Consider the following 23,308-nt stretch of genomic DNA (forward strand, 5'->3'; position numbering starts at 1 on the left):
GTGACGCCGCGGGCCGGCGGCCCTCGGTGCTGCCCCGGTGAGACCGCGGGCCGGGGTCCCCTCAGCGCGCTCCTTCCGCTCCGAGGCTCGCCGACAGCAGGTCGAGCAGCGGCTCGCGCCGGGCGCACCGCTCCAGCAGGAACGAGTCGGCCAGCGCCAGCAGCTCGTCGTCGCCGAGCCCCCGGAACAGCTCCGCGTACTCCGGCAGCAGCGCCTGCGCGAGCAGGATGTGCCTGACGAGGTCGTCGGTCTGGTAGCGGGCGCCCCACGGGTACGGGTCCCAGCCCGGCGCCTCCTCCTCCAGCAGCCGGTGCAGCGGCGCCAGCTCGGCGGCCGTCTCCTCCATGGTGGAGCCCCACCGGTCGACGCCGAGCCGCCGCTTCTTGGCGATGAACCCGCCGAACCGCTCCAGGTACGGCCCGCGGGCGCAGACGAGGCCCTGCAGGCCCACGTCCTTGTACGTCCACAGCGACCAGCCGGCCCCGTACGCGTCGTAGATCTCCAGCTGGTCGCGCAGGATCTGGTAGCGCTGGCCGTCGACGTCCGGGTCGCCGGTGTAGACGGGCCCGAACTCGCCCACCCACAGCGGCGTCCCCGTCTCCCGCTGGAAGCGCGAGCGCCGCTCGAAGGTCCGCTCCAGCTCGTCGCGGTCGCACCACTCGCCGCGCGTGTAGCCGGGGTACGGCCCGCCGTGGGCGAACCCGGCCAGCGCGTAGTCGTGGCAGACGAACACCGTGTTCTCGTACATCTCACGGAAGACCGTGAAGTCCGTGGCGTAGGTGTTGCCGTCGAGGAACAGCACGTGCCGCGGGTCGGCGGCGCGCAGCGCCTTCACCAGCCGGTCGTAGAACGGGCCGACGACCTTGCCCGACGGGTCGCCGGGCTCGTTGACGGGGTTGTAGCCCGCCACCCACGGGTGGTCGCGGTAGTGGTCGGCGATCGCCTCCCACAGGTGCACCACCCGGTCCTGGAAGTGCCGGTGCCGCCAGAACGCGGCGACGTGCGTGGGGTTGTCGGAGTGCCAGTGCTGGTTCTGCGAGCCGGGCAGGGCGTGCAGGTCGATGACGCTGTACACGCCGTGCGCGCCCAGCAGGCCGATCACCCGGTCCAGGTGCCGGAAGCCGTCCTCGACGATCTCGAACGGCCGGTCGTCCGACTCGAAGTGCCGGTAGTTGACCGGGATGCGCACGCAGTTCATGCCCAGCCCAGCCAGCAGCGCCGCGTCGTCCTCGGTGAAGAACGAGCCGAGCAGCCGCTCGAAGAACAGCGCCGCCCGCTCCTCGCCCAGCACCTCGCGCACGGCCAGCCGCATCGACGACTCGTCGCCGGGGTAGCCGGTGATGAAGTTCTCCATGTTGAGCCAGCCCCCGAGGCCCACCCCGCGCAGCCGCACCGGCGTGCCGTCGGAGGTCAGGAGCCGTGTTCCGGACACGTGCAGCATGGTCACCCTTTCGTCGCTCCCGCGGTCAGTCCGCCGATGAGGTGCCGCTCGGCGACGGCGTAGAAGCCCAGCGCCGGCAGCATGGCCAGCACCAGGTAGGCGAGCACCCGCGCGATGTCCGAGGTGTACTGGCCCTGGAACTGCTGGACGCCCAGCGGCAGCGTCCACGCCGTCTCGTCGCTGAAGACCACCAGCGGCAGCATGAAGTTGTTCCAGCTCCCGACGACGGCGAGCACCGAGACGGTGGCCAGCGCCGGGCGGGCCATCGGCAGCAGGATCCGCCAGAAGAACCCGAACGGCGTGCAGCCGTCGATGGTGGCGGCCTCCTCGACCTCGCCCGGCACGCTGCGGAAGAAGCCGCGCAGGATGATGATCGTCAGCGGCAGCCCGAACGCGGCCTGGGTGAGGATCACCCCGAGCGGGTTGTCGAGCAGCCCGAGCGTGCGCAGCATCACGAAGATCGGCAGGATGGCCACCGCGAACGGGAACATCAGCCCCACGGTGAAGACGGTGAACAGCAGCTCCCGGCCCCGGAAGGCGAAGCGGGCGAACACGTAGGCCGCCATCGCCGACAGCAGCACCACGATCACCGTGGTCGCCACCGCGATGAACGTGCTGTTCCAGAGCTGCCGCCAGAACGAGCCCGAGCCGAGCACCTGGGTGTAGTTCTCCGTCACCCACGGGTCGGGCAGGCCGAACGGGTTGGTGGAGAGCTGGTCGGTGCTCTTGAAGCCGCCGAGCAGCGCGTACACGATCGGCACGAGGATGAACGCGCCCACGATCCAGGCGATCGCGTGCAGGGGAAGGGTGGTGCGTCTCACCGGTGGTCTCCCATCGACGTCGTCGCGCCCTCCAGGTCGCGGCGCATCACGAACCGCTGGTAGACCAGCGCGAAGACGAGGCTCAGCCCGAACATGACGACGCTGATCGCGCTGGCGTAGCCCACCTGGTTGCGGCCGAAGCCGAACTCCATCATGGTGACCGCCATGGTCTCCGAGGCGTGCGACGGGCCGCCCTCGGTGAGGATCCACACCAGGTCGAAGAGCTGGATCGTGTAGATGACGGACAGGAACACGCTGATCCTGATCGTCGGGCCGAGCAGCGGCAGCGTGACGTGGCGGAACACCCTCCACGGCGTGGCCCCGTCGATCTGCGCGGCCTCGATCAGCTCCTGCGGGATGTTCTGCCGCCCCGCCAGATAGATCATCATGTGGAACCCGAAGTACTTCCAGGTCATGACGAGGAACACCGACGGCAGCACGGTCCCCGTGTCGGCCAGCCACTCCGACTCCAGCCCGAACACGCCGAGGATCTGGTTGGCCAGCCCCGCGTCCGGTGACAGGAGCAGCGAGAACAGCACCCCGGTGATGACCTCCGACAGCACGTACGGCGCGAAGAACACCAGCCGGTAGACGGCCCGGCCGCGCACCCGCTGGTGCAGCAGCATGGCGATGGCGAGCGAGAACGGAAGCTGCACGCCCAGCGACAGCAGGACGATCACGGCCAGGTGCCAGACGTCCTGCCGGAAGACCTCGGTGCCGAAGAGCCGGGTGAAGTTGTCCAGGCCGACGAAGTTCGTCGGCAGGCCGCCGAAGCCGTTCCACTTGAACGCGCTGGCGTACAGCGCGACCGCGATCGGCGCGACGACCAGCAGCAGGAACAGCACCAGGGCCGGCAGCACGAACAGCGTGATGGTCAGCCAGGGCCGGCGCCTGCGCCGCGGCGGCCGGTCGCGGGCCGCGAGCGCGGGCGCCTGCGGCCCCCGGGTGAGCGTCGTCATTCGCTCTTGGCCACTTCCGTGACGGCGTCGGCGACCTGCTGCGGCGTCTTGGTGCCCGCGATGAGCTGGGCGACGCTGTCGTTCACCTCCGCGCCCACCGCGGGCGGGTACGCCTGGTCCAGGTAGAGCTGGAAGCCGGTCGCCTTCGCCAGGGACTCCGCGACGACCTTGAGGTTGGGGTCCTTGACGGCGCTCTCCTCGCCCTGGAGCACGGGCAGCACGCCGCCCTTCTCGACGGCCCTGCTGTGGTTGGCCATCTCGTCGAAGAACTTGACGAACTCCACCGCCTCCGGCGGCGCGTCCGCGCCCACGGCCAGGCCGCCGCCACCGCCGAACGCGTCGGTGATCGCGCCCTTGCCGCCGTCGACCGCCGGGAAGGGGAAGAAGCCGAGGTCGTCGCCGAGGCCCTTGCCCGACGACTTCTGCACGGCCGGCGCCCACTGGCCCATCAGCTCCATGGCGGCCTTGCCGTTGGAGACGCTCGCGGACTGCCCGTCGGGGGTGGAGTAGCCGGCGCCGAGGAAGCCCTTCTGGAACGGCTGGAGGTCGGCCAGCGCCTTGAGCTGCTGCCCGGCGGCCACGAAGTCGGGGGTGCTGAAGTTCTTGTCGGTCGCGGCCTGCTGGAGCGCCGGCACGCCGCCGATGCGCATGGCCAGGTAGGCCCAGTAGTAGTGGCCCGGCCACTTCTCCTTGCCGGCCAGCGCGATCGGGGTGGTGCCGGCCGCCTTGAGCTTCTTGACGTCGTCGAGGAACTCGGCCCAGGTGGCGGGCGGCTGCTGGATGCCGGCCTTGGCGAAGAGCTTCTTGTTGTACCAGAAGCCGACCATGCCGATGTCGGTCGGCAGGCCGTAGGTCTTGCCGTCGAACTGGTAGGCGGCCAGCGACGCCTTGGTGAAGCCGCCGAGGATCGGGGCGACGTCGGCGGAGAGGTCCTTGACCAGGTCCGCGTCGATCTGCTGCTTGAGGACCCCGCCGCCCCACGTGGCGAACACGTCGGGCGCCTTGCCGGACTGGGTGAGGGTCGTGATCTTCGACTTGTACGCCTCGTTCTCGAGGACGGTGGCCTTGATGGTGACGTTGGGGTGCTTGGCCTCGAACTCCTTGGCCCGTTCAGCCATGATCGTCTTCATCGGTTCGGTGGTCGACAGGTGCCACAGCTCCAGGGTCACCTTGGCCGGTGAGCCCGCCTGGCTCTGCTTCGGCTCGGCGGCGCCGCCTCCGCCGCCGCCGCATCCGGCGACGAGTACGGCCGTCGCGATCAGCAGGAAACCGCGTCCTCTCATAGGGGTTCTCTCCTCACGCCGAAAGTTTCGTGAAACCCCCCGATAATTTCGCTGACCGGAGCATAGGTAAACGGCCTGTTACGCGTCAATAGCAGCAACAGGAGCATCGCTCCGCCGAAAGTTTCGGTACACTGTGGACCTATGTCAGCGAAGAGGCGGGTGACGATCGCCCTGATAGCCGAGGAGGCCGGGGTCTCCATCCCCACGGTCTCCAAGGTCATCAACGGCCGTCCCGAGGTCGCGCCCGCGACCCGCTCCCGCGTCGAGCGGCTGCTCCAGCAGCACGGCTACCAGCGCCGCGCCAGCACCGGCGACACCCCCGCCGGGCTCGTGGACCTCGTCTTCGCCGAGATCGAGTCGCCGTGGGCCATGGAGATCGTCCGGGGCGCCGAGAGCGCCGCCCACGAGGCCGGGGCCAGCGTCGTCATCTCCGTCCTGCACACCCACGCCGGGCCCGGCCGCGACTGGATGGAGCGCCTGGCCGGCCGCCGCACCGACGGCGTCGTCATCGTCGCCTCCCGCCTGTCGGCCGGGGTCCAGGACCAGCTGCGCGCCCGCTCGCTGCCGTTCGTGGTCGTCGATCCCGAGGGGGAGCCGGCGCCCGGCGTCGTCTCGGTCGGCGCCACCAACTGGAACGGCGGCTTGGCCGCCACCCGGCACCTCGTCGAGCTCGGCCACCGCCGCATCGCGATGATCAGCGGCCCCGCCGACATGCTGTGCAGCCAGGCCCGCATCGACGGCTACCGCGCCGCCCTGGAGACCGCCAGCATGCCGGTCGCTCCCGAGCTGATCCGGCGCGGCACCTTCCTCGTCGACTCCGGCCACGACAACGGCCACGCCCTGCTGTCGCTGGACGACCCGCCCACGGCCATCTTCGCGGGCAGCGACCTGCAGGCGTTCGGCGTGTTCGAGGCCGCCCGGCAGCGCGGCCTGCGGGTGCCGGAGGACCTCAGCGTGGTCGGCTTCGACGACCTGCCGCTCGCCCGCTCGGCCTGGCCGCCGCTGACCACCGTGCGCCAGCCGTTGCAGGAGATGGCCGCGCTGGCGACGCGCACGGTGCTCGCGATGGGACGGGGCGAGCAGCCGGAGACGCGGCGCGTGGAGCTGGCCACCGAGCTGGTCGTCCGCGAGAGCACCGCGCCGCTGCGCCCCTGACCGTCTCGGGCGCGCCGCGCGAGCGTGGCGCGTACGCCGGTTTCCCGATCAGGCTCCCGGGCAGCCGGTACGGCATGCTGCGACATCTCGTGAACGGAGCCGTCGGCGGAGCCCTCGCGACGGCGGCGATGAGCACGGTCATGGTGGCCGGCCAGCGCGCCGGCCTGATGAGGGACCAGCCGCCCAAGCGCATCGTCCGCGCGATCCTGCCCGGCCACCCGCGCAAGCCCAAGCCGGGGGAGGGCGTGCTGGGGACGGCCGCCCACTTCGCGTTCGGGATCGGGTCCGGCGCGCTGTTCGGCGTGCTGACCCGCGGCCGCGGCCGGGTGCCGCTCGGCGTCCTGTACGGCCTGGCGATCTGGTACGGCAGCTACGCCGGCTGGGTGCCCAAGCTCACGACCATGCCGCCGGCCCACCGCGACCGGCCCGGCCGCCAGGCCGTGATGGCGGCCGGCCATGTCGTCTACGGCCTGGCCCTGGCGAACGCCCTCACCCGCCTCGGCCGCCGCGCGGCCGAGGCGGCCTGACCGCGCCCGCGCCCGCGTCGGCGTCGGCGTCGGCGCCGGGCGCGTGACCGGACCCTCCGGGAGGCGAGGAGGGTAGGGTCGGCGCACGTGAGCACCGAGTTGGAGGAACTGGCCGCGCGGCTGCGGGCGTTCGCGCGGGCCCGCGACTGGGAGCAGTTCCACACCCCGAAGAACCTCGCGATGGCGCTGGCCGGCGAGGCGGGCGAGCTGGTGGCCGAGTTCCAGTGGCTCACCCCGGACGAGTCGGCGAGCCTCGACCCGGCCACGCTCGACCGGGTGCGCGGGGAGCTGGGCGACGTGACGGCCTACCTGGTGCGGCTGGCCGACGTCCTCGGGATCGACCTGGTGGAGGCGGCCCGGGCCAAGCTGGCGGAGAACGAGCGCCGCTACGACCCGGCCCTCTACCGAGGCTCGGCGAGGAAGGCGCCCAAGCTGCCCCCGGATCGACGGGGAGACCGCTGAGCCGTACCAGAGGCTCACGGCCGCGCATAAGGTGACGGGCATGCGATTCGGCGTGCTCGGCCCGCTGGCCGTCTGGACCGACGCCGGGGAGAGCGTGGCGATCCCCGGCCTGAAGGTGCGTGCGCTCCTGGCCGACCTCCTCGTCAGCGAGGGACACGTCGTGTCCGCCGACCGGCTGGTGGACGACCTGTGGAGCGGCGAACCGCCGGGCAACCCGGCCGGCGCGCTCCAGGTGCGCGTCTCCCAGCTGCGCAGGGCGCTGGAGGACGCCGAGCCGGGCGGCAAGAACCTCGTCGTCTCCCGCGCCCCCGGCTACCTCCTCCAGGCCGGGCCCGGGGCCGTGGACGCCGCCCGCTTCACCGGCCTGGTGGCGCGCGCCGAGACGGCCGACGGCCCGCGCGCCACGGCCGCGCTGCTGTCGGAGGCGCTGGGGCTGTGGCGGGGGCCCGCGTTCGCCGACTTCGCCGACGAGGAGTTCACCAGGGCGGCGATCGTCCGCCTGGAGGAGCAGCGCCTCGCGGCGCTGGAGCGGCACGCCGAGGCGCGCCTGGAGCTGGGCGAGCACGGGCTGCTCGCGGGCGAGCTGGGCGACCTCGTCGCCCGCCACCCGCTGCGGGAGCGGCTGCGCGCCGTCCACATGCGCGCCCTGTACCGGGCGGGACGGCAGAGCGAGGCGCTGGCCAGCTACACCGAGCTGCGCGAGCGGCTGGCCGAGGAGCTCGGCCTCGACCCCGGCCCCGAGCTGGCGGAGCTGTACCAGGCGATCCTCGGCCAGGACCCCGCGCTCAGCGCCGCGGCCGAGCTGCCGCCCACCAACCTGCCCGCCCCCGTCAGCAGGCTGATCGGCCGCGACGACGCGGTCTCCGAGGTCGCCGCGCTGCTGGAGGGCGAGCGGCTGGTCACGCTGACCGGCAGCGGCGGCGTCGGCAAGACCCGGCTCGCGCTGGAGGTCGCCCACCGGCTGTCCGGCGCGTACGCCGACGGCGCCTGGCTGGTCGAGCTGGCCGCGCTCGACCGCGCCACGGGCTCGCCCGCCGAGGCCGTCATGGAGGTGCTCGGCATCCGCGAGGGCACGGAGGGGGCGGCGCCCGCGGCGCGGCTCGGCGAGGTGTTGCGCGCCCGTGAGCTGCTGCTCGTGCTGGACAACTGCGAGCACGTGGTCGAACGGGTGGCCGAGCTGGCCGAGGCGCTGCTGCGGGCCGTGCCGGGGATGCGGGTGCTGGCCACGAGCCGCGAGCCGCTGGCCCTGCCCGGCGAGGTGCTGTGGAGCGTGCCGCCGCTCGGCGTGCCCGACCTCACCGCCTTCGACGCCGTCCTCGGCGCCTCTCCCGCCGTCGCGCTGGACGCCGCGGAGCGGTCCGACGCCGTGCGCCTGTTCGTGGCCCGCGCCGCCGCCTCCGCGCGCGGCTTCACGCTCGACGCGGGCAACGCCGAGGCGGTGGTACGGCTCTGCCGCCGGCTCGACGGCATCCCGCTCGCGCTGGAGCTGGCCGCCACCCGCGTGCGGGCGCTCGGCGTGCGGGGCGTGGTGGCGCGGCTGGACGACCGGTTCCGGCTGCTCGCCGCCGGTCACCGCGGCGCGCCGGCCCGCCAGCAGACGCTGACCGCGGTCATCGACTGGAGCTGGAACCTGCTGACGCCGCCCGAGCGGGTGGTGCTGCGCCGCCTGGCCGTCCACGCCGACGGGTGCACGCTGGAGGCGGCCGAGGAGGTCTGCGCGGGCGGCGGCGGCGACGGCGACGGCCGGCTCGGCGAGCCGGCGGAGCTCGACGTCCTCGACCTGCTCGCCCGGCTGGTGGACCGGTCGCTGGTGGTGGTCGTGGAGGGCGCGGCGGGCGTGCGGTACCGGCTGCTGGAGTCGGTGTCCGAGTACTGCCTGGACCGGCTGGCCGAAGCCGGGGAGCTGGAGGAGGTGCGGCGCGCCCACGCCCGCCACCACCTGGCCCTGGCCGAGCGGGCGGAGCCCGCCCTGTACGGGCACGACCAGCGCGCGTGGCTGCAACGGCTCGACACCGAGGCGGCCAACCTGCGCGCGGCCCTGGAGACGGCGGCCCGCGGCCACGACGCGGACACCGCGATCCGCCTGGTCAACGCGCTGAGCTGGTACTGGTACCTGCGCGGCAGGCCCGGCGAGGCCCGGCGCTCGCTGGAGACGGCCCTCGCCCTGCGCGGGGAGGCTCCCGGCCGGGCGCGGGCCGCGGCCTGGCGGGCGGGGTTCGCGATGATGCTCGGCGACGAGGCCGCCTGGGACACCGCGGCCATCGCCGACCCCCGCGAGAGGGCGCGGGCCGAGCTCTTCCTCGGCATGGCGGTCTCCGACGTGCCGACGGCGCAGGAGCTGGTGGGCGCGGCGTTGACGACGTTCCGCGCGATCGGCGACGAATGGGGCATCGCCGCGGCCCTCAGCAAGCGGGCCCGCGACGCCTTCACCACCCGTGACATGGTCGCCCTCGAACGCGACAGCGAGGAGAGCGTCCGCCTCTTCGACAAGCTCGGCGACCGGTGGGGGCTGCTCCAGGCCACGGAGTGGCTGGCCGGCCTGGCCGCCGTGAAGGGCGACGCCGAGGGGGCCAGGCGGCTGTTCGAGGACGGGCTGCGGGTGGCCGAGGAGCTCGGGATGGGCAACGAGGCCGCCCGCCGTACGGCGTGGCTCGGCTGGAACGCGCTGCAGAGCGGCGACTACGAGCAGGCGATGGAGCTGTGCGACCGGGCGCTGCGGCTGTCGGTCGAGCAGGGCTTCCGCGAGGGCACGCTCATGGCCGAGATGGGCCTCGCCTTCGCCGCGCGCCGGGCCGGCCGGGACGAGGTGGCCGAGCGGCACCTGCTGCACCTGCTCGAAGGCGTGCCGCGCGACCCCGGCGCCGAGCCCGCGCTGCACCTGCCCACCACCCTGGTCGAGCTGGGACACCTGCGCGAACGCCTCGGCGACGCCGAGGAGGCCCGGGCGCTGCACCTGGAGGCGCTGACCGCGGCGCAGCGCGTCGGCGACCCGGCCAGCGTCGCGTTCGCCGTGGACGGGCTCGCCTCCGCCCTTGCCGCACTCGGCTCGCCCGAGCGGGCCGCGCGGCTGCTCGGGCTGGCCGCCGCCGTCCGCGAGGGCAACCGGCTGCCGGCGGGGCCGTCGCAGGCGGAGGAGATCGGGCGCGTCGTCGAGCGGGTGCGCGCGGCGCTGGGCGGGGCGGCGTTCGACGCGCTGTACGAGGAGGGCGGCCGGCTCAAGCCGGCCGACGCGCCCGGATTGTGAGTGGGCTGGGCCGTCATGCCTGGGCCGTCATGCCTGGGCCGTCATGCCTGGGCCGTCATGCCTGGGCCACGTGCTCGGCCAGCCGGTCGAAGAACTCGGTCCAGCCCGCCTTGGCCTGCCGGGCGTGCTCCTCGTCGGTGTTGACCCCGAACTGGTGGAAGCGCATCGCGGTCCCGCCGTCCGTCTCGGTCAGCTCCAGCGTGACCACCGAGGCCGGGCCGTCGCCCGGGTTGTCCGGGTCGCCGGTGGTGAAGACCAGCCGGCCGGGGCCGTCCACCTCGCGGTAGGTGCCGCCGAGCGGGGCCTCGAAGCCGCCCTCGCCGACCAGGACCACCTGCCACGCGCCGCCGGGCCGCACGTCGGCGACGATCCGCTCCACCGGGGCGGTGAACGAACGGGGCCCGAACCAGCGGGACAGGCGCCGCGGCTCGGTCCAGGCGGCGTAGACCTCCTCGCGGGGGGCGTCGAGGACCCGGGTGATCTCGAACTGCGCGGTCTGCGTCATCGTGGTGCCTTTCGTTCGTGGGGCTCGTCCGTCTTCTGACGTGTTCCACGATGCCGGGGCGCCCTTACGATCCCCTTCTGGTGCCCTTAAGATCGTCCGTCAGCTCGCCTCCACCATGGGGTCGGCGGCCAGATAGCCGGTGAGGTCGGGGTCGTGCGGCCGGGTCAGCACGTGCTCCACCCAGGCCCGCCGTTCGCAGTCGATGGCCAGCAACTGCCACACGCAGCCGACCGGCGCGTCGAGCGGCATCCGGCGCAGGTCGGTCGAGCCCAGCTCGGCCCGCCACAGCCGCTGGAACAGGATGTCGGAGCGCCACCAGCAGACGTTCGCCCACAGCGCGTCGGTGCCGCGGTCCACGATGACGAACGCCACCCCGCCCCCTTCGGGCAGGTCCTGCTCGGCCGCCTGCAGCGCGGCCTCCACCTCGAAGTCGTCGGGCAGCTCTCCTTCCGCGGTGATGCCGATGACCTTCACGCTCCACCCGGCCGTCATCGTCACGCCTAAGGACCGGGTCCGGCGCGGCCGGTAGGGGGATCTCAGTGGCTCCAGAGGGGTCATGGATCAGAAGGTAGTCCCGTACGGGGAGCGATCAGAAGACCGTTCGGCACTTACCTCCCGGGGACGCGCCGCGTGATCGAGACTGTGGACGGGATAGGCGCCTTTGGATAGCCTTTCCAGGGATTTTTCAGGCTTTTTCCGCGTTTTTCGGGGACTCAAAGGGGCCTATGAACGGGCTGGCTGACGAGGACTTGGCACTGCTCCTGCTGATCCGCTGCTTCGAGCGCAAGCTGCTCGCGCTCTTCGAGCAGGGGGAGCTCAACGGCACCACCCACACCTGCCTCGGGCAGGAGTACGTCCCCGTCTCGCTGCGCCCCCTGCTCCGCGACAGCGACTGGATCTTCAGCAACCACCGCGGCCACGGCCACTACCTGGCCCGCTTCGACGACCCCGAGGGGCTGCTGGCGGAGATCATGGGTCGCAAGGGAGCGGTTTGCGACGGGGTGGGCGGCAGCCAGCACCTGCGGCGCGGGCGCTACCTGTCCACCGGCGTACAGGGCCAGAGCATGCCCGTGGCCGCCGGGGTGGCGCTCCACCTCAGCCGGCACGAGCCCGGCGCCCTGGCCTGCGCGTACATCGGCGACGGCACCTGGGGCGAGGGGGCGGTGTACGAGGCGCTGAACCTGGCCGCGCTCTGGCGGCTGCCGCTCCTGGTCGTCGTCGAGCACAACGGCATCGCCCAGTCCACGCCCACGCCGGCGCAGATGGCCGGCACGGTCGCGGGACGGGCGGCGGCGTTCGGCGTCCGGCACCACGCGATCGACGCCCTGGACGTCACCGCGGTCAGGCGCGAGGTGGCGCCGCTGATCGAGACGGTGCGGACGGACCCCGGGCCGCTGGTGCTGGAGTTCCGCACGCACCGGCTCGGCCCGCACAGCAAGGGCGACGACGTCCGGCCGCCGGGCGTCCGGCCGGTCGACTGGTACGCCGCCTACCGGGCCGCGCACCCCGCCCAGTCGGCCCGGGTCGAGGCCGCGGCCCGCGACCGGGTGGAGCGCGTCGCCGCCGAGGTCGCCGCCCGGCCTCCCGCGGTGTGGGGTGGCGCATGAGGGTCGCCGAGAACCTCAACCGGGCCCTCCACGGCCTGCTCGGTGACGACCCGTCCGTGTACGTCCTCGGCGAGGACATCCTCGACCCGTACGGCGGCGCCTTCAAGATCACCAAAGGGCTGTCGGAGCGCTTCCCCGGCCGCGTGCTCGCGACGCCGCTGAGCGAGGGCGCCATCGCCGGAGCCGCCGCCGGACTGGCGCTGGCGGGGGAGAAGGCCGTCGTCGAGATCATGTTCGGCGACTTCGCGGCCCTCGCGTTCGACCAGATCGTGAACTTCGCCGCCAAGTCGGTCACCATGTACGGCCGGCGCGTCCCCATGCCGCTGGTCGTCCGCTGCCCCTCCGGCGGCCACCGCGGCTACGGCCCCACCCACAGCCAGACCCTGCAGAAGCACTTCCTCGGGGTGCCGGGGTTGTCGCTGTTCGAGGTGACGCCGTTCCACGACAACCGCGGCGTGCTCGACCGCATGCTCGCGCTCGGCGAGCCGTGTCTGCTGTTCGAGGACAAGGTCCTCTACACCCGCCCCATGTACGGGGAAGGGGCCGTGGACGAGTTGTTCACCTGGCGGCTCGTGGACGACGTCGCCGTGGTGGAGCTGGCCGGCGGCGGCGACCCGGACTACACGCTGATCGTCCCCGGCGGCCTCGCCCACCGGGCGGTGTCGGCCATGCGGACGCTGCTGCTGGAGCACGACCTGGCGGGCGCGCTGCTCGTGCCGTCACGGTTGCACCCGTTCGACCCGGCGGGGGTGCCCGGGCTCGTGCCGCTGCTGGCCCGTACCGGGCTCGTGTGCGTCGCGGAGGACGGCACGGCGGGCGGCACGTGGGGCGAGCACGTCGCGGCCGGCCTGCACACGCGCCTGTGGGGGACGCTGCGCCGCCCCGTCGCCCTGGTCAGCTCGGCCGCGAGCGTCATCCCGACGGCCGTCCACCTGGAGCGCGAGGTGCTGGTGCAGGACACGACGATCCGCTCGGCCGTACTGGAGGGCCTGCATGGGTGAGCTCCGCGTCCCGAAGCTCAACAACAACGACTCGGAGTACACGCTGCTGGAGTGGCTCGCCGCGGACGGCGCGCCGGTGCGGCGCGAGGAGCCGGTGGCGACGCTGGAGACGTCGAAGGCGGTGGAGGAGCTGACGGCGGAGCAGGACGGCACGCTCACGCACCTGCTGGCGCAGGGGGCCGTCTGCCGCCCGGGGGACCTGCTGGCGCGGATCACTTCCGGCGACGCGGAGCCCGCGGTGCCCTTCCCCGCCCCCACACTCGCGGAGAAGCCCGGAGGACCGATCATCACGGCCCCGGCCCAGGACCTCATCGACAGCCTCGGCCTGGACCCGGCCTTGGTACGCACCCTGGACGTGAAGGTGGTACGCCGCGCGGACGTGGAACGCCTGGCCGCGTCCGGCTCTTCAGCCTCGCAGGCGGCCCTCTCGGTCCACCAGAGGGCGGTGGGGCGGACCGTGACGCTCTCCCACCGGACCATCCCCGCCGCGTACACCGCGATCAAGGTGGACGTCGGAGCGGCCCTGACCCTGACCCGCGACCTCACCAGACGCCTGCGCAAGCTGGTCGGCCTCCCGGACCTGCTCATCGCCGCGGTCGCGTCCCTGCACGACAAGCACCCGATGTTCTTCGCCGAACTCGTGGACGAGGCCACCGCCGCGGTCCCCGAGACGCCCGCGGTCGGCGTCACCATCGACCTGGGCACGGGCCTGTACGTCCCGGTCGTCCGCGGTCGCCCGGGGCTCGCGGAGATCGCCGAGACCATGACCGCCTTCCGCCGGCACGCCCAGCACGGCACGTTCAAGGAGGCCGACCTCCGGGGCGCGAACATCGCGGTCACCCTGCACCACGACCCGGACATCGTCCTGGCCATCCCGATCATCGCCCCCGGCCACGCCTGCGCCCTCGCCCTGGCCTCGCCGCAACCGGAGGGGGACCGTACGGTGGCGACGATCGGCCTCGCCTACGACCACCGCCTCAACAACGGCCGCGACGCGGTCCTCTTCCTCCAGGCACTGAAGGAGTCGCTGGAGTCACCTGAAGGGTTGTGAGAGGCGAAGGCGATCACCGGAGTGCAGGAGGTCGAGCACCGGCCGGCCCCACGGCGGCGACTCCTTCCGCACTGCCGCCCGCGGCGGGCAGGCCCTGCCCTCCCCGCTATCCGAATCGTCGGCGGTTCCGGCGCGGCCGACGATCGGCGACCGGCGTGGTGATGGTCACGGGAACCCCTGAGGGAGCCTGGGCGCCCGTGATACGTCTGAGTTCCGCCTCGCCCGAACGGACCTGGCTGGTCTGCGGGACGATACCGGCGTCGGCCATCAGGCGGGTCATGCCACGCCGCTGGTCGGGCAGGACGAGGGTGACGACGCTGCCGGACTCGCCGGCGCGGGCGGTACGGCCGCCGCGGTGCAGATAGTCCTTGTGGTCGCTTGGCGGGTCGACGTTGACGACGAGGTCGAGGTTGTCGACGTGGATGCCACGAGCCGCGACGTTGGTCGCCACCAACACCGTGACGTGGCCGGTCTTGAACTGGGCGAGGGTGCGGGTGCGCTGGGGTTGGGACTTGCCCCCGTGGAGCGCGCCGGCGCGTACGCCGCTGTTCAGCAGGTCTTCGGTGAGCCGATCCACGGCGTGCTTGGTGTCCAAGAACATGATCACCCGGCCGTCGCGAGCAGCGATCTCCATGGTGGTGGCCTGCTTGTCGGCGCCTTGGACGTGCAGCACGTGGTGCTCCATCGTGGTGACCGCGCCCGCCGAGGGGTCGACCGAATGGACCACGGGGTCGGTCAGGTAGCGGCGGACCAGCAGATCGACATTGCGGTCCAGAGTGGCGGAGAACAGCATCCGCTGGCCCCCGGGGCGCACCTGGTCGAGCAGGTAGGTGATCTGCGGCATGAAGCCCATGTCGGCCATCTGGTCGGCCTCGTCCAGTACGGTGATGGCGACCTGATCGAGGCGGCAGTCGCCGCGCTCGATGAGATCCCTCAGCCGTCCCGGGGTCGCGACGACGACCTCCGCACCAGCGCGCAGCGCATTGGCCTGCCGGCCGATCGACATGCCGCCGACGACGGTGGCCAGCCGCAGCTTCAGTGACCGAGCGTACGGGGTGAGCGCGTCGGTGACCTGTTGGGCCAGCTCCCGAGTGGGAACGAGGATCAGGGCCAGCGGCTGCCGCGATTCGGCACGCTGTCCGGAGGTGCGGACGAGCAGGGCCAGGCCGAAGGCGAGTGTCTTGCCTGACCCGGTGCGCCCCCGCCCGAGGACGTCCCGGCCGGCCAGGGAGTTCGGCAGCGTGGCCGCCTGGATCGGGAACGGTTCTTTCATACCCAGGCTGGTGAGCACCTTCATCAGCGCGGGCGGCATGTGCAGTTCAGAGAACGTCGCGGCTGCGGGCAGGGCCGGGGTGACCGTGACCGGCAGTGCGAATTCCCCCTGAAGCGCGGCGGGACGACGCCCGTGACCACCGGAACGGCTGGGGACGGCTGAACGGCCACGCGCCGGTGAGGCGAATTGGTCGCCCCTGGCAGAGCCGCCGGTGCGGGTGGGGGAGTAACGGTCGTGCTTGCGAGTTGCGTGGTTCATGCAGAACCTTCCTCGAAGCGGCACGTGTCAAGTGATTCCCGGCGCGATGAGCAGCACAAGAATGTCAAGAACGAGCCGAAGAAAGACGCGCCGAGCCGGCGGAGAACAGCCTGGCCTCGGGCGTCGAAATGGTCGGCATTCGCCGAAGAGAACAGGGGCGGCGATGCCGGTCAGAGAGCCCGGAGCGGACTTGTGTCCGAACCGGAGCCATCAGTGGTCCAGCCGGTGTGCGGCGGAAGAACGGACATGCTGCCCTTCGCGGCTTGTGAGACCGTCACAGCACGTCGGTTACCACCCGAGCGACGCGCTGGGACCCGCACCCTATGGCGCGGGCCCCAGTTGCGTGGTGTGTCAGTGTCAGGCGGAAACGATGTTCTCGGCCTGCGGGCCCTTCTGGCCCTGGGTGATGTCGAAGGCAACCTTCTGGCCCTCGCGCAGCTCGCGGTAGCCGCCGTTGGCGACGATGTTGGAGTAGTGCGCGAAGACGTCGGCGCCGCCGCCGTCCTGCTCGATGAAGCCGAAGCCCTTTTCCGCGTTGAACCACTTCACGGTGCCAGAAGCCATGTTGATCTCCTCTTGATAGGTGCAAAGCCGAAATCCGCATCGGACGAATCTCGCGTCGCCGAGATAGGCCCACACCCGGAGAAGACCGGTAAACAAAAAATGCACCTGAGGCTACATACCGTCAGGTGCACACAAGTTTTTATGGGTACCACAACTGCAACTGAATTCAACTTAGCACACGTTCTGCCCTGCTGTGCACGCCCTCTCGCCGAATCGCGCCTGAACATCCAGAGATGGGGAACGTGCCCCGGTTGAAGGGGGTCCATGGACTCGGTCTCGGCCGGGCGGTCAGCGCGGGCGACAGCCGCCGACCCGCGCTGCACGGCCGCCCACGTCTTGCGGTGCCTGCGGCTACGCGGACCAGGCCACCGCTGGTCCTCACCTCCCAGCGGCTGGCGTACGGCTCCCAAGGGCTTAGGGCGTGGCGTTCAAGAGTGGTAAGTCACCATCCGTGATCTTTGTATGACTTAATTGGATCTTGTTGCCGTTTCGGGTGGAAGTTGCGCTTCGTCCGTTTGAGCAACGCGCTCCGAGCCGCGCTAGTCAGAGACCTTGTCATCTGGCTCAGACGGGGTGGAGCTTCGTCCGGCGTCCCCTCGGGGATGCCCCACGTGGTTCGGAGTGTGACGGCGTATGCGCCGCTTGCTGCCTTGGGATCGTCGTGTCCGCATCCTGGTGATCACGATCTTGGCCGTGATGCTTCCCGGGCTGCTGGGGTTCGATCCGCAACCGGTGGTGGCGGCTGCCTCCGTGGCAGTGCCGCATGTAGCAGGAGGCTCGGCTGAGACGCCGAAGCAGTCATGGGGGACCGCCGCAGGCTTGCTGTCGCTGACGTCGGCGAATGCGACGCGCACAACTGCGGATCCAGGAACACCGAAGGGCAAGGCCAAGCCGCTGAAGAAGGCGTTGCCTCAGGAGGAACGTTCCGGACTGGTCCGGGCGCGGCGCACAGCGACGTCCCGACAAGCAACTCCCACCCCCAGTTCGACCGCGACGAAGGCGGGTGTGGCCTCCACTCAGTCCTGCGGGCCATGGGCTCCCTGCGATCCGCCCTGCGGTTCGTACTCACCGTGGCAGAAGGGCGTGTACGTGGCGTACGGCACCTACGTCGCGTCCGGCCAGAAGGTCTGGAAGGCCATCCAGAACATCCCGGCGAGCCTGAACACCTATCCCCCGTATGAACTACAGACCGGCTGGATGCTGATCGGCGACTGCCCCAAGCCGCCGCCCCCGACCGTGACGTCGATGTCTCCCGACAACGGCATGCAGGTGATGACGACGGAGCCGACGCTGCACGTCACTGCCACCACCTGGTACACGGGCACGATCGGCTACAAGTTCGAGATCTGCGAAACGCCGTCGATGTCGCGTTGCACCACGCATGACCCGTTTTGCTGCAACGAGTCCAGCACCTGGACGATCCCCGAGGGCACATTGGCGTGGGGCCGTCAGTACTGGTGGCGGGTTCAGGTCAGCGACGCGTCGACGATCGGGGGTCAGAGCGCCTACTCCGACATCTACACGCTGGTGGTGGGTGTCCGGCAGCCCACCATCACCTCACAGTTGTCGATACGAGGCGTCAATGGCCAGGAGTTCAACCAGCAGTCCGGCAACTACACCACCACCTTCACCGACCTGCAGGTCGCGACTGCCGGCCCGCCGCTGTCGGTGGTGCGGTCCTTCAACAGCATGGACCCGCGGCGTGACGGCGCCTTCGGCGCGGGCTGGGCGACCCGGTGGGACATGCGGATCGTCCCGGAGAACGTGGCGGGCCGCGAGGCCGCTCTGGTCACCTACCCGGACGGTCGCCAGGTCCGCTTTGCAAAGAAGGATGACGGCGGATACCAGCCGCCACCAGGCATGTACGCCACGCTCGCCAAGAACGCCGACGGCAGCTGGCGGTTGATGGACAAGTCCTCCACGTCTTACCTGTTCGACAGCGCCGGCCGGTTGCTGAAGATGACGGACAACCGCGGACGTGTCCAGGAACTCACGTACGGGACCGACGGCAAGCTCTCCAAGGCGACCGCGCCGGGGGGTCGTTCGCTCACCTTCGCCTGGACCGGTGCGCACATCACTGCGGTCTCGATCGACCCCGTGGACGGCAAGCCGCTGACCTGGTCCTACACCTACAACGGCGATGTGCTGGAGAAGGTGTGCGACCCCGCGGGCGGCTGCACCCTCTACGAGCACAGCCCCGGATCGCTGTATCGCAGCACGGTCCTGGATTCCGACCCGCTCGGCTACTGGAGGCTCGGGGAGAGCACGGGCTACCAGGGCAAGGATCTGGGCTGGGGCGCCGAGGACATCTACTATGACGACGACGTCACCCTGGGCAAGCCGGGAGCGCTGGCCGGCGCCGCTGACACGGCTGTGGACATCGCCGCCTCCACCAGCGCCAACATAACCCTGCCTGGCGGGTTCATGCCCAGGGTGGGCAAGTGGGCCTCGGCGGAGCTGTGGTTCAAGACCACCGGCACCGGCACGATCATGCGGGCACACGAGATCTTCGACAACGCTTCCAAGCCGATGCTGGAGATCACGTCGGCCGGCAAGCTGTCGGCGTCGTTCCACCAGACCACCACCCCGATCGTCACCAGCGCCACGGTCAAGGATGGCGCGTGGCATCACGTCGTGCTCGCTGCCGCCGGCGACGTGCAGACGCTGTACTTGGACGGACAGGTCGCCGGCACGCTCAACGGCCCCATCACCGGCACCAGCGATCTTGACTACCTGGATCTCGGCGGCGGAGGACTGGCGGCCTCACTGGACGAGGTGGCCCTCTACGACCGCCCCCTGTCGGCCGCCGAGGTGGCCCGCCACTACGCCGCCCGTCTCCAAGCGCCGCAGCTCCTCACCAAGATCACGCTCCCGTCGGGCCGGATCTGGGCCGTCAACACCTACGACCCCGCCACCGAGCGCATCAAGACCCACACCGACCAGCACGGCGGCACCTGGCAACTCGGGGAGCGCACCATCGACCGCGCCGCCGGCACCTCCACGGTCGTGGTCACCGACCCGAAGAACGAGAAGATCACCGCCGTCCACGACGCCTGGCGCGGCTACCGGCTGATGTCCAAGACCGACCAGCTGGGCAAGGTCACCAAGTACTCCTACGACACCGGCGGTTACCTGTACGAACGGGTCGACCCCAACAACAACACAACAACCTGGCAGAGCGACGAGCGCGGCAACACCCTCTCCACCGAGACCTGCCGCACCTTCGACAGCTGCCAGACCAGCTACACGGAGTACTACCTCAACAAGGACGACAAGTTCGACCTGCGCAACGACCGCGTCCTGAAGGTGCGTGACGCCCGCTCCAGCAGTTCCACCGACAACACGTACGCCACGACCTTCGAGTACAACCAGTACGGCGAGCAGACCAAGCAGATCACCCCGGCGACGCCCGACTTCCCCAACGGCCGCTCGGCCACGATCGCCTACACCGACGGCACCGAGCCCGCCGTACGCGGTGGCACGACTCCGGCCGGCCTGGTGAAGTCGCGCACCGACGCCCGGAACAACACGACGAGCTACCGCTACACGTCCGCGGGCGACCTCGCCGAGCAGACCATGCCCGAGGGCCTGGTCGTCTCCTCCGAGTTCGACGTCCTGGGACGTGTGACGAGCGAGACTGAGATCTCGAAGGCCCAGCCGGACGGCGCCAAGACGGCGTACACCTACGACCTGCTGGGGCGGATCGCCACCCAGACCAGCCCGGGGGTCAAGAACGAGGTCACCGGCGTCACCCACACCGCACAGACCACGTACGCGTACGACCCCGACAGCAACATCCTCTCGGAGACCGTCAAGGACCTGACCGGCGGCGACCAGGAGCAGGTCTTCGGCTACACCTACGACACCCACGGCCGCGAGGAGACCGCCACAGATCCCGAGGGCGGCGTCATCCGCACCTCCTGGGATGAGATCGGCGCGAAAGTCACGGTGACCGACGAGCTCGGCTCGATCTTCGGCTACACGTACACCAAGCGCGGCGAGCTGGCCTCGCGCACCCTGAAGAACTGGACCGGCAGTCCCGTCGCTCCGACCGCTCCCAAGGAGATCACGCTCGAGTCGTTCTCGTACGACGACGGCGGGCGGCTGGCGACGCGCAAGGACGCGATGGGGCGCACGACCTCCTACACCTACTACCGCGACGACCTCCTGTCGGAGACCACGGCCACCGAGGCCAAGCTGAACGGCTTGACCACCACCAGGAACGTGGTCCTCGAGAGGAACACGTACGACGCCGCAGGCAATGTCACTCAGCAGGTCGGCGGCGGTGGCAAGGTCCGCGTCGACTACGTCTACGACGCCGCAGGAAGGCTCACGTCGCAGACGCTCGACCCGGACGAGCTCGGCCGCAAGACGGGCTACACGTACGACGCCAACGGCAACATCATCGCCACCAAGCAGTCCGCGACCGGCACCACTCGAGTCGAGACGACCGAGTACGCCTACGACAAGGAGGACCGTCTCGTCCGCCAGACCGTCAAGAACGACGGCCAGGACGTGACGACCACCTGGAAGGTTGACGACCGCGGCCTGGTCGTGGAGGCGGTCGATCCTCGGGGCAACGCGTCGGGCGCCGACGCCGCAGCGTTCACCACAACGCTCCGCTACGACCTGAACAACCAGCTGATCGAGGTCAAGTCACCGCCGGTGAAGGTGGAGAAGGCCGGAGCCGCGCGGGACGACCGCGTCACCACGAAGTTCGGCTACGACGCCGTCGGTCGCCAGACGCACGCCGTCGATCCGGAGGGTCGCATCACCACGTCGGGCTACGACCGCGCCGGTCAGCTCACCTCGGTGACGGGCATGCCGTACACGCCGCCCGGCGGCACGGCGGTCACACCCAAGGTTCTCTACGAATACGACAAGGTGGGTCGTCTGACGAAGACGACGAACCCCCGCGGTCAGGTCACGACGATCGAGTACGACGCGCTCGACAACCCGGTCCGCGTCACGGACCCGCCCGCGGCGCAGGGGCAGCCCGCCGGCCAGTGGATCTCCCACTACGACCTCCTGGGCGAGGAACTGGCCGCCATCGACCCGACCGGCGCGCGCAGCGAGGCCACGTACGACGACCTCGGCCGGCGGATCACCAGCACGCTCGTGGAGCGCAAGCCGACCACCGCGGCGTACGTCACCAAGTACGAGTACAACGACGCAAGCGCCCTCACCAAGGTGACCCCGCCCAGCAACAAGTCCACCACCTACACGGTCAACGCCGCCTCCGAGGTCCGCACGGAGACGGACCCAGTCACCAACACGTCGACCTTCGACTACGACCTGGTCGGCCGTCCCGCCAAGGTCACGAACGCGCTGGGCAACGCCCTCATCGCGGACTACGACCTCGCCGGCCGCCTGACCGGCCTGAAGAACGTGGACAAGCAGGGCGCGACCGTCAAGACGCGCGGCTACGGCTACGACCTCGCGAGCAACCTCACCAAGATCACATCTGGCGAGGGGCATGTCACCAAGCGGACGTTCGACGCGACCAACCAGCTCACCGAACTCGTCGAGCCGGTCTCCGACACCGAGTCCATCGCCACCAGCTTCGGCTACGACGCCTCGGGGGCGCGGACCCGCCTGACCGACGGGCGCGGCAACGCCACCTGGACCGCGTACAACACGCTCGGGCTCATCGAGACCCTCACCGAGCCCTCCACCACAGCTCACCCCAACCTGGCGGACCGCACCTGGACCCACGTCTACGACGTCGCGGGCAACGAGACCGCGCTGATCCAGCCCGGAGGGGTGCGCCTGGACAGGGAGTTCGACCTGCTCGACCGGGTGACGAAGGTCAGCGGCTCGGGTGAGGGGCTGTACACCGACGACAAGACGTACGGCTACGACCTGGCCGACCGCGTCACCAAGATGAACGACCAGGTCCTCGAGTACAACGACCGCAGCCTGCTGACCAAGGTCTCCGGGCCGACGGGCCAGACGAGCGCGTTCGGCTACGACCCGATGGGCAACCCGACCCAGCGGATCGACGCCAGCGGCACCACGACCTACACCTGGGACGACGACAACCGCCTCAGGACTGTCACCGACCCGGTCAGCGGCCGCACCAACACGTATGACTACGACAAGGCGGACCGGCTCAGCACCGTCACGTCCACCAACCCGGTCAACACGCAGGTTTACACGTACGACGCGGTGGACCGCGTGGCCACCCACACGCTGAAGAACAGCACCGGCGGCCAGTTAGCAAAGATCACCTACGGTTGGGACAAGGACGACAACCTCACCTCCAAAATCACGGAGGGGACGGCCGGGCGCCGGCAACAACACCTACGGCTACGACCACGCCGGACGCCTCACCTCCTGGAAGGGCCCGGACGGCACGACCACGACCTACAAGTGGGACGCCTCCGGCAACCGCATCCAGGCCGGCGACAAGACCTACACCTACGATGAGCGCAATCGTCTGACGTCCGGCGACGGTACGGACTACACGTACACGCCGCGCGGCACGCTCGCCACGGAGACGAAGAACGGCACCACGAAGCATCTGACGTTCGACGCCTTCGACCGCCTCATCAACGACGGCGACGCGACGTACACCTATGACGCCTTCGACCGCATGGCCACCCGTCAGACGCGGACGACGCAGCAGCGCTTCGCCTACGCGGGCCTGTCCAACGACGTCGTGGCCATCACTGACCAGGCGGGCGCGGTCCAGTCGAAGTACGGCTGGGATCCGTTCGGCGGCTTGGTCAGTGTCAAGGAGGGAGCGAACGCGGCGCTCGGGGCCTTCACGGACATCCATGACGACCTGGTCGGGACGTTTTCTGGCACGGCTTTGTCGGGGTCGACTGCGTACAACCCGTACGGCGAGGTACTGGCGCAGACCGGGACCAAGTCGACGCTGGGTTACCAGGGAGAGTACACGGACCCCGACACCGGCAAGGTCAACATGCATGCCCGGTGGTACCAGCCGGGTACCGGCTCGTTCGCCTCGCGCGACACCTGGACGTTGCCGGCGGAGCCTTCCATCAAGGCGAATCGGTATACGTACGTTAGTGGAAGGCCTCTCAGCAACGTTGACCCGACCGGCCATAAGGACGACATGGGCGGTGGCGGCGGAGGCGGCAGAGGCACCGCCACTGCGAGCAGCTCATCTTCGATTGGTGGTCTCGGCAACG

The 23,308-nt window shown here is 70.7% G+C and carries 16 protein-coding genes and 1 pseudogene; 9 read left to right on the forward strand and 8 right to left on the reverse strand.

Features of this window, described 5'->3' with window-relative positions:
* Positions 1 to 61: 61 nt before the first annotated feature.
* The 4 genes from HT134_RS14580 to HT134_RS14595 are packed head-to-tail and all read right to left on the reverse strand — an operon-like array spanning position 62 to position 4,504.
* Complete coding sequence (locus HT134_RS14580) at positions 62 to 1,441, reverse strand: glycoside hydrolase family 5 protein (protein WP_175601140.1); 1,380 nt, start codon at positions 1,439 to 1,441, stop codon at positions 62 to 64.
* Between the two features lie 2 nt (positions 1,442 to 1,443).
* Entirely contained in the window at positions 1,444 to 2,262 is an 819-nt protein-coding gene (locus tag HT134_RS14585; RefSeq protein WP_175600862.1) for a carbohydrate ABC transporter permease, read from the reverse strand.
* The gene (locus tag HT134_RS14590) at positions 2,259 to 3,221 is read right to left on the reverse strand and encodes a carbohydrate ABC transporter permease (RefSeq protein WP_175600863.1); all 963 of its coding nucleotides are present in this window, start codon (positions 3,219 to 3,221) and stop codon (positions 2,259 to 2,261) included. Before HT134_RS14590 ends, HT134_RS14585 begins: the two co-directional genes overlap by 4 nt.
* Positions 3,218 to 4,504 (reverse strand): extracellular solute-binding protein, encoded by a 1,287-nt coding sequence (locus tag HT134_RS14595; protein ID WP_175600864.1) that lies wholly within the window; start codon positions 4,502 to 4,504, stop codon positions 3,218 to 3,220. The genes HT134_RS14590 and HT134_RS14595 overlap by 4 nt, the downstream gene beginning before the upstream one ends.
* A gap of 141 nt (positions 4,505 to 4,645) precedes the next feature.
* Here HT134_RS14595 and HT134_RS14600 point away from each other — a divergent pair, with 141 nt between their 5' ends.
* The 4 genes from HT134_RS14600 to HT134_RS14615 all read left to right on the forward strand — a co-directional run bounded on the left by HT134_RS14600 (position 4,646) and on the right by HT134_RS14615 (position 9,892).
* Positions 4,646 to 5,659 carry a LacI family DNA-binding transcriptional regulator gene (locus HT134_RS14600; protein ID WP_175600865.1) on the forward strand — a complete coding sequence of 338 codons (1,014 nt, stop codon included), beginning with the start codon at positions 4,646 to 4,648 and terminating at the stop codon, positions 5,657 to 5,659.
* 74 nt (positions 5,660 to 5,733) lie between these two features.
* Positions 5,734 to 6,186, forward strand: coding sequence for a DUF6789 family protein (locus HT134_RS14605; RefSeq protein ID WP_175600866.1), 453 nt, complete (start codon positions 5,734 to 5,736; stop codon positions 6,184 to 6,186).
* Between the two features lie 87 nt (positions 6,187 to 6,273).
* Positions 6,274 to 6,648 carry a nucleotide pyrophosphohydrolase gene (locus tag HT134_RS14610; protein ID WP_312888127.1) on the forward strand — a complete coding sequence of 125 codons (375 nt, stop codon included), beginning with the start codon at positions 6,274 to 6,276 and terminating at the stop codon, positions 6,646 to 6,648.
* Between the two features lie 40 nt (positions 6,649 to 6,688).
* Positions 6,689 to 9,892 (forward strand): AfsR/SARP family transcriptional regulator, encoded by a 3,204-nt coding sequence (locus HT134_RS14615; RefSeq protein WP_175600867.1) that lies wholly within the window; start codon positions 6,689 to 6,691, stop codon positions 9,890 to 9,892.
* 55 nt (positions 9,893 to 9,947) lie between these two features.
* Here HT134_RS14615 and HT134_RS14620 read toward each other — a convergent pair whose 3' ends face one another.
* Both HT134_RS14620 and HT134_RS14625 read right to left on the reverse strand, forming a co-directional pair.
* On the reverse strand, positions 9,948 to 10,397 hold the full coding sequence (locus HT134_RS14620) for an SRPBCC family protein (RefSeq protein ID WP_175600868.1): 450 nt from the start codon (positions 10,395 to 10,397) through the stop codon (positions 9,948 to 9,950).
* Between the two features lie 99 nt (positions 10,398 to 10,496).
* Positions 10,497 to 10,955 (reverse strand): hypothetical protein, encoded by a 459-nt coding sequence (locus tag HT134_RS14625; RefSeq protein ID WP_175600869.1) that lies wholly within the window; start codon positions 10,953 to 10,955, stop codon positions 10,497 to 10,499.
* Between the two features lie 167 nt (positions 10,956 to 11,122).
* Between HT134_RS14625 and HT134_RS14630 the strand changes: the two genes are divergently transcribed.
* Genes HT134_RS14630 through HT134_RS14640 form a run of 3 tightly spaced genes read left to right on the forward strand, consistent with a single transcriptional unit; the run spans position 11,123 to position 14,056 of the window.
* Positions 11,123 to 12,004, forward strand: a complete 882-nt coding sequence (locus HT134_RS14630; RefSeq protein ID WP_175600870.1) for a thiamine pyrophosphate-dependent dehydrogenase E1 component subunit alpha — start codon at positions 11,123 to 11,125, stop codon at positions 12,002 to 12,004.
* Entirely contained in the window at positions 12,001 to 13,005 is a 1,005-nt protein-coding gene (locus tag HT134_RS14635; RefSeq protein ID WP_175600871.1) for an alpha-ketoacid dehydrogenase subunit beta, read from the forward strand. The genes HT134_RS14630 and HT134_RS14635 overlap by 4 nt, the downstream gene beginning before the upstream one ends.
* Positions 12,998 to 14,056, forward strand: a complete 1,059-nt coding sequence (locus tag HT134_RS14640; RefSeq protein WP_175600872.1) for a 2-oxo acid dehydrogenase subunit E2 — start codon at positions 12,998 to 13,000, stop codon at positions 14,054 to 14,056. Before HT134_RS14635 ends, HT134_RS14640 begins: the two co-directional genes overlap by 8 nt.
* 106 nt (positions 14,057 to 14,162) lie before the next feature.
* Here HT134_RS14640 and HT134_RS14645 read toward each other — a convergent pair whose 3' ends face one another.
* On the reverse strand, positions 14,163 to 15,587 hold the full coding sequence (locus tag HT134_RS14645; protein WP_175600873.1) for a DEAD/DEAH box helicase: 1,425 nt from the start codon (positions 15,585 to 15,587) through the stop codon (positions 14,163 to 14,165).
* Positions 15,588 to 15,944: 357 nt separating this feature from the next.
* Entirely contained in the window at positions 15,945 to 16,151 is a 207-nt protein-coding gene (locus HT134_RS14650) for a cold-shock protein (RefSeq protein ID WP_175600874.1), read from the reverse strand.
* A 1,362-nt stretch (positions 16,152 to 17,513) separates the two neighbouring features.
* Between HT134_RS14650 and HT134_RS14655 the strand changes: the two genes are divergently transcribed.
* Both HT134_RS14655 and HT134_RS48325 read left to right on the forward strand, forming a co-directional pair.
* Entirely contained in the window at positions 17,514 to 22,580 is a 5,067-nt protein-coding gene (locus tag HT134_RS14655; RefSeq protein WP_246364483.1) for a LamG-like jellyroll fold domain-containing protein, read from the forward strand.
* Positions 22,507 to 23,211, forward strand: a pseudogene (locus HT134_RS48325) (RHS repeat-associated core domain-containing protein); the annotation flags it as partial. The gene HT134_RS14655 and the pseudogene HT134_RS48325, both read left to right, overlap by 74 nt.
* Positions 23,212 to 23,308: the final 97 nt, after the last annotated feature.

Source organism: Nonomuraea rhodomycinica (assembly GCF_013363995.1).
GTDB classification, from domain to species: domain Bacteria; phylum Actinomycetota; class Actinomycetes; order Streptosporangiales; family Streptosporangiaceae; genus Nonomuraea; species Nonomuraea rhodomycinica.

Excerpts from the sequence above, each read along its gene's own strand:
- HT134_RS14580 (WP_175601140.1), bottom strand. The coding sequence starts at position 1,441 with ATGCTGCACGTGTCCGGAACACGGCTCCTGACCTCCGACGGCACGCCG.
- HT134_RS14595 (WP_175600864.1), bottom strand. The coding sequence starts at position 4,504 with ATGAGAGGACGCGGTTTCCTGCTGATCGCGACGGCCGTACTCGTCGCC.
- HT134_RS14615 (WP_175600867.1), top strand. The coding sequence starts at position 6,689 with ATGCGATTCGGCGTGCTCGGCCCGCTGGCCGTCTGGACCGACGCCGGG.
- HT134_RS14635 (WP_175600871.1), top strand. The coding sequence starts at position 12,001 with ATGAGGGTCGCCGAGAACCTCAACCGGGCCCTCCACGGCCTGCTCGGT.
- HT134_RS14650 (WP_175600874.1), bottom strand. The coding sequence starts at position 16,151 with ATGGCTTCTGGCACCGTGAAGTGGTTCAACGCGGAAAAGGGCTTCGGC.
- HT134_RS14590 (WP_175600863.1), bottom strand. The coding sequence starts at position 3,221 with ATGACGACGCTCACCCGGGGGCCGCAGGCGCCCGCGCTCGCGGCCCGC.
- HT134_RS14620 (WP_175600868.1), bottom strand. The coding sequence starts at position 10,397 with ATGACGCAGACCGCGCAGTTCGAGATCACCCGGGTCCTCGACGCCCCC.
- HT134_RS14645 (WP_175600873.1), bottom strand. The coding sequence starts at position 15,587 with ATGAACCACGCAACTCGCAAGCACGACCGTTACTCCCCCACCCGCACC.
- HT134_RS14625 (WP_175600869.1), bottom strand. The coding sequence starts at position 10,955 with ATGACCCCTCTGGAGCCACTGAGATCCCCCTACCGGCCGCGCCGGACC.
- HT134_RS14655 (WP_246364483.1), top strand. The coding sequence starts at position 17,514 with ATGTCGCGTTGCACCACGCATGACCCGTTTTGCTGCAACGAGTCCAGC.
- HT134_RS14640 (WP_175600872.1), top strand. The coding sequence starts at position 12,998 with ATGGGTGAGCTCCGCGTCCCGAAGCTCAACAACAACGACTCGGAGTAC.
- HT134_RS14630 (WP_175600870.1), top strand. The coding sequence starts at position 11,123 with ATGAACGGGCTGGCTGACGAGGACTTGGCACTGCTCCTGCTGATCCGC.
- HT134_RS14605 (WP_175600866.1), top strand. The coding sequence starts at position 5,734 with ATGCTGCGACATCTCGTGAACGGAGCCGTCGGCGGAGCCCTCGCGACG.
- HT134_RS14600 (WP_175600865.1), top strand. The coding sequence starts at position 4,646 with ATGTCAGCGAAGAGGCGGGTGACGATCGCCCTGATAGCCGAGGAGGCC.